General features: G+C 72.5%; 11 protein-coding genes and 1 tRNA gene. 9 read left to right on the forward strand and 3 right to left on the reverse strand.

The features are described 5' to 3' along the window. Positions 1-44 precede the first annotated feature (44 nt). The 7 genes from recF to OIE12_RS16595 all read left to right on the forward strand — a co-directional run bounded on the left by recF (position 45) and on the right by OIE12_RS16595 (position 9,004). On the forward strand, positions 45-1,166 hold the full coding sequence (gene recF / locus OIE12_RS16565) for a DNA replication/repair protein RecF (RefSeq protein WP_329136074.1): 1,122 nt from the start codon (positions 45-47) through the stop codon (positions 1,164-1,166). Next, the gene (locus OIE12_RS16570; RefSeq protein WP_329136076.1) at positions 1,163-1,768 is read left to right on the forward strand and encodes a DUF721 domain-containing protein; all 606 of its coding nucleotides are present in this window, start codon (positions 1,163-1,165) and stop codon (positions 1,766-1,768) included. The genes recF and OIE12_RS16570 overlap by 4 nt, the downstream gene beginning before the upstream one ends. A gap of 503 nt (positions 1,769-2,271) precedes the next feature. Beyond that, a complete protein-coding gene (gene gyrB, locus OIE12_RS16575) occupies positions 2,272-4,371 on the forward strand; it encodes a DNA topoisomerase (ATP-hydrolyzing) subunit B (RefSeq protein WP_329136078.1) in 2,100 nt (699 codons plus the stop codon). A 42-nt stretch (positions 4,372-4,413) separates the two neighbouring features. Next, a complete protein-coding gene (gene gyrA / locus OIE12_RS16580; protein WP_329136080.1) occupies positions 4,414-7,008 on the forward strand; it encodes a DNA gyrase subunit A in 2,595 nt (864 codons plus the stop codon). A gap of 18 nt (positions 7,009-7,026) precedes the next feature. Continuing rightward, complete coding sequence (locus OIE12_RS16585) at positions 7,027-7,791, forward strand: DUF3566 domain-containing protein (RefSeq protein ID WP_329136083.1); 765 nt, start codon at positions 7,027-7,029, stop codon at positions 7,789-7,791. Positions 7,792-7,910: 119 nt separating this feature from the next. Continuing rightward, positions 7,911-7,984, forward strand: a tRNA-Ile gene (locus OIE12_RS16590). A gap of 99 nt (positions 7,985-8,083) precedes the next feature. Next, on the forward strand, positions 8,084-9,004 hold the full coding sequence (locus tag OIE12_RS16595; protein WP_329142004.1) for an FkbM family methyltransferase: 921 nt from the start codon (positions 8,084-8,086) through the stop codon (positions 9,002-9,004). A 44-nt stretch (positions 9,005-9,048) separates the two neighbouring features. Here the strand turns inward: OIE12_RS16595 and OIE12_RS16600 are convergent, their stop codons facing one another. Beyond that, positions 9,049-9,909 (reverse strand): glycosyltransferase family 2 protein, encoded by an 861-nt coding sequence (locus OIE12_RS16600; protein WP_329136085.1) that lies wholly within the window; start codon positions 9,907-9,909, stop codon positions 9,049-9,051. 197 nt (positions 9,910-10,106) lie between these two features. Continuing rightward, positions 10,107-10,517: a DUF6344 domain-containing protein gene (locus OIE12_RS16605; protein WP_329136086.1), complete on the reverse strand. Its 411-nt coding sequence runs from the start codon at positions 10,515-10,517 to the stop codon at positions 10,107-10,109. A gap of 261 nt (positions 10,518-10,778) precedes the next feature. On the opposite strand from OIE12_RS16605, the gene OIE12_RS16610 reads away from it, so the two are divergent. Next, positions 10,779-10,907, forward strand: a complete 129-nt coding sequence (locus OIE12_RS16610; protein WP_003999697.1) for a DLW-39 family protein — start codon at positions 10,779-10,781, stop codon at positions 10,905-10,907. 308 nt (positions 10,908-11,215) lie between these two features. Beyond that, a complete protein-coding gene (locus tag OIE12_RS16615) occupies positions 11,216-12,598 on the forward strand; it encodes a hypothetical protein (RefSeq protein ID WP_329136089.1) in 1,383 nt (460 codons plus the stop codon). A gap of 42 nt (positions 12,599-12,640) precedes the next feature. Here OIE12_RS16615 and OIE12_RS16620 read toward each other — a convergent pair whose 3' ends face one another. Next, positions 12,641-14,236 carry a serine/threonine-protein kinase gene (locus tag OIE12_RS16620; RefSeq protein ID WP_329136091.1) on the reverse strand — a complete coding sequence of 532 codons (1,596 nt, stop codon included), beginning with the start codon at positions 14,234-14,236 and terminating at the stop codon, positions 12,641-12,643. Positions 14,237-14,239: the final 3 nt, after the last annotated feature.

Here is a 14,239-nt window from a genome sequence, read left to right on the forward strand (position 1 = left end):
AGAAGCAAGCAGCACCCGAAGGCTGGGGAGGTCGGCGAACGACCATGCACGTCACGCATCTGTCGCTGGCCGACTTCCGCTCCTACGCGCACGTGGAGGTCCCGCTCGACCCGGGCGTCACGGCGTTCGTCGGCCCCAACGGCCAGGGCAAGACCAACCTGGTCGAGGCCGTCGGCTACCTCGCCACGCTCGGCTCCCACCGCGTCTCCTCCGACGCCCCCCTGGTGCGCATGGGAGCCGAGCGGGCGATCGTGCGCGCCCAGGTCCGGCAGGGCGAGCGGCAGCAGCTGGTCGAGCTGGAGCTCAACCCCGGCCGGGCCAACCGCGCCCGCATCAACCGGTCCTCGCAGGTCAGACCCCGCGACGTGCTCGGCATCGTACGGACCGTGCTGTTCGCGCCCGAGGACCTGGCGCTGGTCAAGGGCGACCCCGGGGAGCGCCGGCGGTTCCTGGACGAGCTGATCACCGCCCGCTCCCCGCGCATGGCCGGGGTGCGCTCCGACTACGACCGGGTGCTCAAGCAGCGCAACACCCTGCTGAAGTCGGCCGCGCTGGCCCGGCGGCACGGCGGCCGTTCCCTGGACCTGTCCACGCTCGACGTGTGGGACCAGCACCTGGCCCGCGCGGGCGCCGAACTGCTCGCCCGGCGACTGGACCTGATCGCCGCGCTGCGCCCGCTCACCGACAAGGCGTACGAACAGCTCGCGCCCGGCGGCGGCCCGGTCGGACTGGAGTACAAGCCGTCCGCGCCCGGCGAGGCGCACACCCGTGAGGACCTGCACGAACAGCTCCTCGCGGCGCTCGCCGAGGCCCGCAAGCAGGAGATCGAGCGCGGCGTGACGCTCGTCGGCCCGCACCGCGACGACCTGCTGCTCAAGCTCGGGCAGCTGCCCGCCAAGGGGTACGCCTCGCACGGCGAGTCCTGGTCGTACGCGCTGGCGCTGCGACTGGCGTCGTACGACCTGCTGCGGGCCGAGGGCAACGAGCCGGTGCTCGTCCTCGACGACGTCTTCGCCGAGCTGGACGTCCGGCGCCGCGAGCGGCTGGCCGAACTGGTCGCGCCCGGCGAGCAGGTACTGGTGACCGCCGCGGTCGACGACGACGTACCGCATGTGCTGGCGGGGGCGCGGTACGCCGTGTCCGGGGGAACGGTGGAGCGCGCATGACGACGGACGAGCCCGCCCCCGGCACACAGCCGGGCACACCACCCGGCGCACGGCCGGGCAGCATCCCCGGCCCCCCTGGGGCCCCCGGCACCTCTCCCGAACCCTCCGGCGTCGACCTCGCCCGCGTCGCCCTGCGCGCCGCCAAGGAGCAGGCCCGCGCGCGCGGCGAGGCGGCGGCGCAGCAACGGCGGAGCGGCCGGCGCCAGGGCGGCGCGCGCTCCGGCGCGCGCAGGGACGGCCGCGACCCCCTGGCGCTCGGCGCCGCCATCAACCGGCTGATCACGGAGCGGGGCTGGGAGGCGCCCGCCGCGGTCGGCGGCGTGATGGGCCGCTGGCCGGCGATCGTCGGCGAGGAGCTGGCCAGGCACTGCGTCCCGGAGCGGTACGACGAGGACGAGCGGGTGCTGACCGTGCGCTGCGACTCCACGGCGTGGGCGACCAATCTGCGGCTGCTCGCCCCCCAGCTGCTGGCCCGCCTCAACCAGGACCTCGGCCAGGGCACCGTCCGGCTGATCAAGGTGCAGGGTCCCGGCGGTCCCGCCCGCCGTTACGGGCCGTTGCGCGCCCCCGGGAGCACCGGCCCGGGCGATACCTACGGGTGAGCTGTGTCACGTCTTTCCGGCCGGGAGCGGGTCGTGCTCGTGGCCGGTGCTCGCACGCCCGCGCGGGCGCCCCGCGCCGGCCGAGCCGCCCGCCGGCGCGATCCGGCGGCCGTACGCCCTCCCCGACCCGGCACCAACCCGGTACCAATGCCGCGAAAGCGCACGTCAGGGCCCGGAAAACGGAACGAACGCGGTTGCGAACGGGCCCCTGCGGACCCTCTTGCGGAGGGTTGACACCCGGAAGCGCTGAGTGCCGCTGTGAGCCTCTTGGAGCCCCGTTCCGAATATGGGGAGTCGGCCGAGCCCGGTTGAGGGCGGCACATGCGAACCCAGGTACCGGCAAACCCCCATCACTGTCGGCGCTACCGGTAGACTGGAAGCAATCCCGCCCCACTTGTGGGACACACACCGAGCACACACCAGCACACACCGAGCAACGCTGAGCAAGGCTTACCAACGCAACATGCCGCAGCCGCTCCGGTCACCCGCCGAGAGTTTGGCTTGTGCTGTGCCAGAAAGGGCGCTTCGTGGCCGATTCCGGCAACCCCAACGAGAACATCCCGTCCACCGACGCCGGCGCGCACGACCCGGGCCCGACCTCTTCCCCCGGCTCCGCCGCCGGCGAGGTCCCGCCCGCGTACGACGCCAGCGCCATCACCGTGCTCGAGGGTCTTGACGCGGTCCGCAAGCGACCCGGCATGTACATCGGTTCCACCGGTGAGCGCGGTCTGCACCACCTGGTGTACGAGGTCGTGGACAACTCCGTCGACGAGGCGCTGGCCGGTCACGCGGACACGATCGACGTCACGATCCTCGCCGACGGCGGCGTCCGGGTCGTCGACAACGGCCGCGGCATCCCGGTGGGCATCGTCCCCTCCGAGGGCAAGCCGGCCGTGGAGGTCGTGCTGACGGTGCTGCACGCGGGCGGCAAGTTCGGCGGGGGCGGCTACGCGGTCTCCGGCGGTCTGCACGGTGTGGGCGTCTCCGTGGTGAACGCGCTCTCCACCAAGGTCGCCGTCGAGGTGCGCACCGACGGCCACCGCTGGACGCAGGACTACAAGCTCGGTGTCCCGACCGCCCCGCTCGCCAGGAACGAGGCGACGGAGGAGACCGGCACCTCGGTGACGTTCTGGGCCGACGGCGACATCTTCGAGACCACCGAATACTCGTTCGAGACGTTGTCGCGCCGCTTCCAGGAGATGGCGTTCCTCAACAAGGGCCTGACGATCCGGCTCACGGACGAGCGCGAGTCGGCCAAGGCCACCGCCGGGGCGGACGAGGCGGGCGCCGACGAGAAGGACGAGGTCAAGTCCGTCACGTACCACTACGAGGGCGGCATCGTCGACTTCGTGAAGTACCTGAACGCGCGCAAGGGCGACATCGTCCACCCCTCCGTGATCGACATCGAGGCCGAGGACAAGGACAGGATGCTGTCCGTCGAGGTCGCGATGCAGTGGAACAACGGCTACAGCGAGGGCGTGTACTCCTTCGCCAACACCATCCACACCCACGAGGGCGGCACGCACGAGGAGGGCTTCCGCGCGGCGCTCACCGGTCTGATCAACCGGTACGCGCGCGACAAGAAGCTGCTGCGCGAGAAGGACGACAACCTCACGGGCGACGACATCCGCGAGGGCCTCACGGCGATCATCTCGGTCAAGCTGGGCGAGCCCCAGTTCGAGGGCCAGACCAAGACCAAGCTGGGCAACACCGAGGCGAAGACCTTCGTCCAGAAGGTCGTGCACGAACACCTGACCGACTGGCTGGACCGCAACCCCAACGAGGCCGCGGACATCATCCGCAAGTCCATCCAGGCGGCCACCGCCCGCGTGGCGGCCCGCAAGGCGCGCGACCTGACCCGCCGCAAGGGCCTGCTCGAATCGGCGTCGCTGCCGGGCAAGCTGTCGGACTGCCAGTCCAACGACCCGACCAAGTGCGAGATCTTCATCGTCGAGGGCGACTCCGCCGGCGGCTCGGCCAAGTCCGGCCGCAATCCGCAGTACCAGGCGATCCTCCCGATCCGCGGCAAGATCCTCAACGTCGAGAAGGCGCGGATCGACAAGATCCTGCAGAACCAGGAGATCCAGGCGCTGATCTCCGCCTTCGGCACGGGTGTGCACGAGGACTTCGACATCGAGAAGCTCCGCTATCACAAGATCATCCTCATGGCCGACGCCGACGTCGACGGCCAGCACATCAACACCCTGCTGCTGACGTTCCTCTTCCGCTTCATGCGCCCGCTCGTCGAGGCCGGACACGTGTTCCTCTCCCGCCCCCCGCTGTTCAAGATCAAGTGGGGCCGGGACGACTTCGAGTACGCCTACTCCGACCGCGAGCGCGACGCGCTGATCGAGCTCGGCCGCAACAACGGCAAGCGCGTGCGCGACGACTCGATCCAGCGCTTCAAGGGCCTGGGCGAGATGAACGCCGAGGAGCTGCGGGTCACCACGATGGACGTCGACCACCGCGTCCTCGGCCAGGTCACCCTCGACGACGCCGCGCAGGCGGACGACCTCTTCTCCGTCCTCATGGGTGAGGACGTCGAGGCCCGGCGCGCGTTCATCCAGCGCAACGCCAAGGACGTCCGGTTCCTCGACATCTGAGTCGGTCTCAGCTGACCGCACAAGGAAGGATCTTCACCAGCAATGGCCGACGAGAACACTCCCGTCACCCCTGAAGAGGGCGGCGTCATCGCCCAGCGTGTCGAGCCCGTCGGGCTCGAGACGGAGATGCAGCGCTCCTACCTCGACTACGCGATGTCCGTCATCGTCTCGCGTGCGCTGCCCGATGTGCGGGACGGGCTCAAGCCCGTCCACCGCCGCGTGCTCTACGCGATGTACGACGGCGGCTACCGCCCCGAGCGCGGCTTCTACAAGTGCGCCCGCGTCGTCGGCGACGTCATGGGCAACTACCACCCGCACGGCGACTCCTCGATCTACGACGCGCTGGTCCGCCTCGCGCAGCCGTGGTCGATGCGGATGCCGCTGGTGGACTCCAACGGCAACTTCGGCTCCCCGGGCAACGACCCGGCGGCGGCCATGCGGTACACCGAGTGCAAGATGGCGCCGCTGTCGATGGAGATGGTCCGCGACATCGACGAGGAGACCGTCGACTTCACGGACAACTACGACGGCCGCTCCCAGGAGCCGACCGTCCTGCCCGCCCGCTTCCCGAACCTGCTGATCAACGGCTCGGCGGGCATCGCGGTCGGCATGGCGACCAACATCCCGCCGCACAACCTGCGCGAGGTCGCGGCCGGCGCCCAGTGGTGCCTGGAGAACCCCGAGGCCCCCCAGGAGGAACTCCTGGAGGCGCTGATCGAGCGCATCAAGGGCCCCGACTTCCCGACCGGCGCCCTGGTGGTGGGCCGCAAGGGCATCGAGGAGGCGTACCGCACGGGCCGCGGCTCGATCACCATGCGCGCGGTGGTCGAGGTCGAGGAGATCCAGAACCGCCAGTGCCTGGTGGTCACCGAGCTGCCCTACCAGGTCAACCCGGACAACCTCGCGCAGAAGATCGCCGACCTGGTGAAGGACGGCAGGATCGGCGGCATCGCCGACGTCCGCGACGAGACGTCCTCCCGCACGGGCCAGCGCCTGGTGATCGTCCTCAAGCGGGACGCGGTCGCCAAGGTCGTCCTGAACAACCTGTACAAGCACACCGACCTCCAGACCAACTTCGGCGCCAACATGCTGGCCCTGGTCGACGGCGTGCCGCGCACCCTCTCCCTGGACGCGTTCATCCGCCACTGGGTGACGCACCAGATCGAGGTCGTCGTCCGCCGGACCCGGTTCCGGCTGCGCAAGGCCGAGGAGCGGGCGCACATCCTGCGCGGTCTGCTCAAGGCGCTGGACGCGATCGACGAGGTCATCGCGCTGATCCGGCGCAGCGAGACCGTCGAGGTCGCGCGCGGCGGCCTGATGAACCTCCTGGAGATCGACGAGATCCAGGCCAACGCCATCCTGGAGATGCAGCTGCGCCGACTGGCCGCCCTGGAGCGCCAGAAGATCGTCCAGGAGCACGACGAGCTCCAGGCCAAGATCAACGAGTACAACGAGATCCTGGCCTCGCCGGTCCGCCAGCGCGGCATCGTCAGCGCGGAGCTCGCCGCGATCGTCGAGAAGTACGGCGACGACCGGCAGACCAAGCTGGTGCCCTACGACGGCGACATGTCCATCGAGGACCTGATCGCCGAGGAGGACATCGTCGTCACGGTCACCCGCGGCGGTTACGTCAAGCGGACCAAGACCGACGACTACCGGGCCCAGAAGCGCGGCGGCAAGGGGGTGCGCGGGGCGAAGCTGAAGGAGGACGACATCGTCGACCACTTCTTCGTCTCCACCACGCACCACTGGCTGCTGTTCTTCACCAACAAGGGCCGCGTCTACCGGGCCAAGGCCTACGAGCTCCCCGACGCCGGCCGGGACGCGCGCGGGCAGCACGTGGCCAACCTGCTCGCCTTCCAGCCGGACGAGGCGATCGCCGAGATCCTCGCCATCCGCGACTACGAGGCCACGCCGTACCTGGTGCTCGCCACCAAGGGCGGTCTGGTCAAGAAGACGCCTCTGAAGGATTACGATTCGCCGCGTTCCGGTGGCGTCATCGCGATCAATCTGCGTGAGCGGGAGGACGGAAGTGACGACGAACTGATCGGCGCCGAACTCGTCTCGTCGGACGACGATCTGCTGCTGATCAGCAAGAAGGCCCAGTCGATCAGGTTCACCGCCACCGACGAATCGCTGCGCCCCATGGGCCGCGCGACCTCGGGCGTCAAGGGGATGAGCTTCCGCGAGGGCGACGAGTTGCTCTCGATGAATGTTGTTCGACCCGGTACGTTCGTGTTCACTGCCACGGACGGCGGGTACGCGAAGCGCACCCCCGTGGACGAGTACCGCGTTCAGGGGCGCGGCGGTCTCGGCATCAAGGCCGCCAAGATCGTCGAGGACCGGGGGGAGCTCGTCGGCGCGCTGGTGGTCGAGGAGACCGACGAGATCCTCGCCATCACGCTGTCCGGCGGTGTGATTCGCACGCGAGTCAACGGGGTCAGGGAGACGGGCCGTGACACCATGGGCGTCCAACTGATCAACCTGGGCAAGCGCGATGCCGTCGTCGGCATCGCTCGCAACGCCGAGGCGGGACGTGAGGCGGAGGAGGTCGACGGCGACGTGGCCGTCGACGAGACCGCCGAAGGTCCCGCGACCACCGGCACGGACGAGGGCGAGGCGCCCTCTTCCGAGTAGCACGAGGAGTGAGTCATCGTGAGCGGAGCCACGGGCGCCGGATCGACCGGTACCCCCACGGGTACGGAAACGGACGGCGGCGGCCGTGGCTCCGCCGCGGATGCGGCCGACTCCCAGGAGACTCATGGACCCCAGGGGGGAACTGTGACGGAGACCCGGGGTCCGGGGACCCAGCCGTACGCGACGGGCGGCGGCCGGGCCGGACAGCCCGCCGGCGGCGCCGCGGGCAAGAAGAAGGGCAAGGGCCGGTCCGCCGGCGGTGCGGAGCAGCCCGCTCCGGCCGGCTCGCCGCTGCCGGGCGAACGGCAGCCGCAGCAGGGCGCCGGGGGCCCCTACCACCCCCCGCAGGCCTACCAGACGCCCCCCGCGGGCGCCGTGCGCCGCCCGCGCACCGGCGCGACCACGGCACCCCGCACCCGCAAGGCGCGCCTGCGCGTGTCGAAGGCCGACCCCTGGTCGGTGATGAAGGTCAGCTTCCTGCTCTCCATCGCGCTCGGCGTCTGCACGATCGTCGCCTCGGCGGTGCTGTGGATGGTCATGGACGCGATGGGCGTCTTCTCGACGGTCGGCGGCACGATCTCCGAGGCCACCGGCTCGAACGAGTCGAACGGCTTCGACCTCCAGGCCTATCTGTCGCTGCCGCACGTCCTGATGTTCGCGGCGATCATCGCGGTCATCGACGTCGTCCTCGCGACGGCGCTGGCCACGCTGGGCGCCTTCATCTACAACCTCTCGGCGGGCTTCGTCGGCGGCATCGAGCTGACGCTGGCGGAGGACGAATAGGCCGGTCGTGGCCCCACGTCCGCGGTGCGGGGCGGTCCCGGGCAATCGATTTTGGGACTGCCCACGTCGTGCGCTAATCTTCAGGAGTCAGCGCGCGGCACACCACCGCAGAGCGCGGCGGGGCTATAGCTCAGTTGGTTAGAGCGCATCCCTGATAAGGATGAGGCCACAGGTTCAAATCCTGTTAGCCCCACAGAAGAATCGAGAGAGCGGGCGCTTCCCAGGCGGGAGGCGCCCGCTCTTCGTTCTGGCCGCGGTGTGGGCAGGGGCGGGCGTGGGAGAGGCGGACGGGATGGGCGGGTACTTCTCCGAGGCGCTGGTGACCCTCGGGCGCCGGTACGTGCGGGACGCGCCGGGCGGCTTCGGGAAGGCGCTGCTGGCCGGGCGCGTCCTCAATCCGTATCTGCGGGAGCATCCGCGGCGCCGGCTCGTCGAGACGCGCTCGGGGGCCCGGTTCGCCGTCGACACGCAGGACCTGATCCAGCGCTATCTGTACCTCTTCGGGGAGTGGGAGCCGCACATGGCCCACTGGCTGCGGGGGCGGCTGCGGCCGGGGGACGGCTTCGTCGACGTCGGGGCCAACATCGGCGTGTACGCGGTGCTCGCCGCCCGGCTCGTGGGTCCTGCGGGGCGGGTGGTGGCCGTCGAGGCGTCGCCGGACTTCCACCGGCGGGTCCTGCTGCACGCCGGGCTCAACGGGTGCGCCAACGTGCGCGCCGTCAACGCCGCCGTCTCCGACCGCCGGAGGACGCTGACCTTCGTGCTCGCGAGCTCCCGCAACATGGGGGCGAACAGCATCGTGCCGTACGACGGGCCGGCCGAATCCACGTTCGAGAGCGAGGCGGTGCCGCTGGCGGACCTCCTCCGGCCCGAGGAGGTCGCCACCGCCCGCGTGATCAAGGTGGACGTCGAAGGGGCCGAGGGCGGCGTCGTCCGGGGCATGGAACCGCTCCTCGACCGCCTCCGGCCGGACGCCGAGGTCGTCATGGAGGTCACGCCGGAACGCATGGCCCAGCTCGGCGACAGCGCCGACGAGCTGAGGGCGATCATGCGGAACCACGGCTTCCATGCGTACCGGCTGCCGAACGACTACGCGGCGGAGAGCTATCCGCGCGCCCTGCGCAGGCCCGAGCCCCCCGTTCGCCTGCGCGGCGCCCTCACGGGCGAGACGGAGCTCGTCTTCTCGCGGGTGGAGGCGGAGAGGCTGGTCTGAGGGGGAGGGGCGCAGCGCCTGTCTCAAGGGGCGCAGCGCCCGTTTCAGGGGCGCGGGGCCGTGACGTCCGCGGCTTCGCCGCGCGGGCGCGGAAGGCCCCCGTGCCACCGCAGCCCCTCCAGCGCCCGCGCCCTCGCCGCGACGACCGCCGTCCGCGCGGCACGCTCCGCCGCGTCCGTGTGCGTGTCCTGGCCGGTCTCCTGGCCCTCCCACTTGCGGTAGAGCAGCCCGACCTCGGACGTGAACCAGCCCCGGGCGACGCAGTTGAGGGCCAGCAGGAGGCCGGTGTCCTCGGAGGCCGGCAGCGCCATCCAGCCGCCCAGCGCCAGCAGCAGGTCGCGGCGTACGCAGAGCGTCGCCGGGTGCACCTGCGCCCGGTGGTCGTGCGCCGCCCAGTGGTCGACGACGGCCCGCCGCTCGACCGGGCCGGGCGCGGGGTCGCCGGGGAAGCCGACGGTGGAGCCGTCGGGGAGGAGGTCGAGCGCCCGAGACGTGGCCCAGCCGAGCGCCGGGTCGGCCTCCAGGGCGGCCAGGTCACGGGCGAGGGCGCCCGGAGTCAACTGGTCGTCGGAGTCCAGGACCTTCACATACTCCCCGTCCGCGTGGGCCAGGGCCATCGTGCGGGTCACACCGGGGCCGCCGGTCCGGCCGCGGCGGCCCTGGCGGAACGTCACCCGCTCGTCGTCCGGGACGTGACGCCGGACCTCGTCCGTCGCGCCGTCCTCCTGGATCAGCCAGTGCCACTCCCAGCCGTCCGGGAGCCGCTGTGTGCGCAGCGAGGCGAAGGCGTCCGGCAGGAACCGGGCGGACGGGCCGTGCACGGCGGTGACGACGGTGATGCGCCGGACCCGGCGCGCGTCCGTCCGGTCCGCGCTCTCTTCGCTCGCTTCATGTGGCTGGGGCAAGGGTGCTCACCGCTCCAATACGAGCCGATCCGTCCGATCCGTCCAAGCCATCCGATCCAAACACAACGCGAAGACCCCCGACCGGCCTGGTCGGGGTCTTCGCGTTGCTGTGCGGGTACGCAGATCGGTGCGGTCGGTGGTCGGTGGTCGGTGTGCGGTGGTGCTGTCGGGTCCTGTGCGGTGGCTGCGCGTCGGGCTCAGCGCTGCAGCGGGTGCCGGGGCCGGACGGGCGGGGCGGCGTCGGCCGACGGGGCCGCGTGCGCGGCCGGGGACTCGGCGGTGCGGAGGGCGGCCGGGGCGTCGGCGGCCGTGTCGTCCGTGACCGTGGTGTCGGAGGGGCTGCGGTGGCGGCAGGACGGGGAGGAACCGTGCGCCTCGGCGCGGATGCGTTGCTTCATCGTGGGGGGCAGGGAGCTGTTCCAGGGCCTGGCCAGATGTGCCGGCTGCGGCACCGTCGCGACGGTCGTCGTGGCGCCGGTGTTGCGCGCCGGCTCGCTCCGGGGTACGGCCGCGGCGGCGGTCGTCGTGATCAGTCCGAGGGTCGTGCACAGCGCCAGGAAGGCGGTGACGACGGCGGTCCACAGCTTCATGACCGTGGTGCGGGCCATGGCCCCTCACTTTCGGGTCGGGCGATTTGCGTACTTTGCTCATGATGTGTATGCGGATCCCGAAGTGGGGGACCGACGCCCGTGGCGCGTCGATCGTCGGATGAACACCACCCGGTTGGCGGCAGAAGGACCGGGAACTTGCCCAAGAGGCCGAAAAACAGGCAGATGTGGGCGGCCGACGCAGGTCACCGATCGATATCGGTCGGTGTGTATAGTCGGGCGCCAGAGGTCCCCTACGTCAAGGAAAGACGAGGTCGCGCGGTGAAGAAGCTTCTCCTGGTCGCACTGGCCGCCATCGGCGGGCTCCTCGTGTACCGCCAGATCCAGGCGGATCGCGCCGAGCAGGATCTGTGGACGGAGGCGACCGACTCCGTGCCCACGGGTTCGTGAGGAGCAGTACCAGTACCGACTGACAGCAGTCGTACGACGGACAGCAGTCGTGAACAGGCCCCGACCGCCGACGCGGTCGGGGTTTTGTGCTGTCCGGGGGCTGCGGCCCGGGAAACCGACGCGGCGGCGCGGGTCCGGGGGACGGTTTCGGCCGCCTGTGCGAAATGCGGGGATGACCGGTGGCCGTGCGGGGCAGGATGGGCGGCGGTCCGGGGCCATGGTGAGGCACGCGGTGGGGCGCTCGACGAGGCCCACGGTGAGGCCCACGCCGGGGCCCACGGTGGGGCGCGACGACGAGGGGGCGTGGAATGCGGCGGCGTACGGAGAGCGGGCGGCTGCCCGTGGCGCCCCCGGCCCGCCGGCGCCGCGGTGCGTCGGCCGCCGTGTGCGCCGCCCTGACCGCCGCGCTGTGTGCGGCGGGTCCGTACGCGGCCGCGGTCCCGGCCGACGCCTCGTACCCGTACGCCTTCGGGGACGACGACCAGGTGGTCAGGGGCGCCACCGGTACCGGGGACGCCGTCCGGCTGGATGCCGGCCGCACCTACCGCAGCACCCTCCCCGACGACGCCACGCTCTCCTACCGGCTCGACCTCGACGCCAGTACGAACGCCTACGTCTCCGCCACCGCCGTCCCCCGCCCCGGCGCCCGCGTCTCGGCCGCGGACGGCCTGCGGGTCTCCGTGCAGGACGCCGACGGGCACGTCTGCTCCACCAACACCGTCCACTTCGGCCCCACCCGCAGCGCCCACCCCGTCGCCGCCTGGGCCGCGCGGCTGACCGGCGAGGGCGGCTCGTACCTGTGCCGGGGCGCCGGGGCGTACTACGCGGTCGTCGAGCGGCGCGGGGCCTCGACAACCGCCGGTGCCTCGTCCTCCCCCGACGACTGGGACCTCGAACTCGACTACGTGAGCGAACCCGCGCCCCGGGGGGCCGGCGGCACCGCGCCCGAGAGCTGGAACTCCGCCTCCCCCGAACCCGTGCTCGGTGACCCGGTACGGCGGGCGGGCGGCGCCGGGTTCGCGGAGGCCCGCGCCTTGGGCCGGGGCGTCTGGAAGGACGCTGTACGGCCCGGGCAGACGCTCTTCTACAAGGTGCCCGTCGACTGGGGGCAGCAGCTCTACGCCACCGCCGAACTCGGCAGCGGTACGGACGGCGGCGGCGAGGGCGGTTTCCTCGGCACCGCCCTCACGATGTCCCTGTACAACCCCGTGCGCGGCCGGGTGGACGACGCGGAGACCGGGTACGGCGGCGAGCAGACCACGGCCGCGCTGCGCCCGCTGCCGCCGGTCGCGTACGAGAACCGGTACGCCTCCGTGGACCGGGTCGGCGCGATGCGGTTCGCGGGCTGGTACTACCTGGCGGTGCACCTCGGCACCCCGGTCGAGGACCGGTTCGGCGACGGGCCGTTCGGGCTGACGCTGCGGATACGGGTGAGCGGGAGCGCGCGCCCGGGGCCCGCGTACGTGGGGCGCTCGGCGCCGGCCGGCGTCTTCGGCGTCACCGGCGGGGCCCGGGAGGAGACGGCGGCCGGAGCGGGCGGAGGCTCCGGTTCCGGCGGGGCCGGCGGCGGGGGGAACGGCACGATGCGGCTGGTCGCCGCGGGAGGCCTGGGCACGGGCAGCCTGCTCGTGCTGTGGCTCGCGCTGTGGACCGTGCTGAGCCGCAGGCGGCGGCCGTACGGGACGGGCTGAGCGAGAGGCTTCGGCGCCCCGCGTCCGAACGGGGTCGAGCTGTCAGATCCGGGTCAGGGCCCAGAACCCGACCGCGTAGCACACGAGCGCGAGGAGCAGCACCGGCACGGCGATCCGGGCCGGTGGGCCGGGCCGCCGGGCCGCGCGCCGGCCGTGCCGTCCGGGGCTCCGGTCCACCGGGGGGCGCTCGGCCGTCGGCGCCAGGACGGCGCCCGGGGCGCCGACCGCGACGCCGTACGCCTGGTGCACGGTCCGTACGCCGGCCGTCGGGACGTAGGTGTGTGCGAGGTGCAGAGGGGACGACGGGGGCGGGGGCGTCGGTTCCGGTGCGGGTGCGGGCTCGGGCCGGGGCTGTGGGGGAGGGAGGTGGAAGCTGCCGGTGTCCGACATGCCGTCCGGCGACGGCGACGCCGACGATGACGGTGAGGGTGACGGCGTCGACGGCTGCGGCGGGGGAGTCGGATCCGGCGCCTCGGCGGGAGGCGGCGGAACCTGCCGCGCCACCGCGTCCGGCGCTGCGGACGGTGTGACGGACGGCGTCGCGGACGGCGGGCCCGACGCCTCCGGCGCCCCCGGGGCCGGCAGCCGCGGCGGCGGCAGCGGCGGCAACGGAGGTACGAGCGGCCGCGCGGGCACCGGCCCACTCGCCCCGTCCGCCGTCGTCGCTCCGCTGCCGCCGCCCGTCGGCACGCCCTCGGCAGGGTGTACGGCCCCGCCCGCCGGTGTCCCCGCGGCGGGCCGCCCGCCCCGTCCCAGCGGCCCCTGCGGGCCGAACCCCTCCGGCAGTGGCCCGAGTTGGTCGAAGATCTCGATCTGTTCGTCGGGGCCGTCGTCGCCCGGCGCGGGCAGCAGCTCCGCTGCCGCCGCGAGCGCCCTGCGCGCCCCCGTGGCCGTGCGGAACCGTGCCGCGGGGTCCGGCTGGAGGAGGCTCGCCACGACCTGCCACAGCGGGTCGGGGACGCCCCGGGGGGCGCTGGGCGTGCCGTGCGCCACGAAGTGCTCCACGAGCGCCCGGGCGTCGGGTTTGGCGCCCTGGAGCAGATACAGCGCGACCAGCCCCACGGCGAACAGGTCGGCGGGGAAGTCCGGCTCGCTGCCGAGCACCTGTTCGGGCGCGAGGTAGCCCGGCGTCCCGACGACGTAGTCCGTCTCCGTCAGCCGGGGCTCGCCGAGCCGCATCGCGATGCCGAAGTCGGACAGCCGCAGCCGGGGGCGGCCGGTGCCGGTCGCCTCCAGCAGCACGTTGGCGGGTTTGATGTCCCGGTGGATGACGCCCTCGTCGTGCACCGCGGCGAGCCCGGACAGCAGCTGGTCCAGGAGCGTGCGGACGAACGCGGGCGGCAGCGGCCCGTAGTCGTTGACGAGGTGGACCAGGGAACCGCCGGCGACGAGGTCCATGGTGAACAGGACCTTGTCGTCGTCGGCGGCCCAGCTCGCCGGGGCCAGCACATGCGGGTGGTCGATGCGCACCGCCTGCTCGCGCACGAAGCGCAGCAGGGCGTGGGCGTCGCGCTGCTGGAGCACCTTGGCGGCCACGTACCGGCGCCGCCGGTGGTCCCAGGCGCGCCAGACCGCACCGACTCCCCCGTGGCCGATCGGGTCGGCCAGCTCGTACCGTCCGGCGAAGACCTCACCCATGAC

Origin of the sequence: Streptomyces sp. NBC_00670 (genome assembly GCF_036226765.1) — a bacterium.
GTDB lineage: Bacteria > Actinomycetota > Actinomycetes > Streptomycetales > Streptomycetaceae > Streptomyces.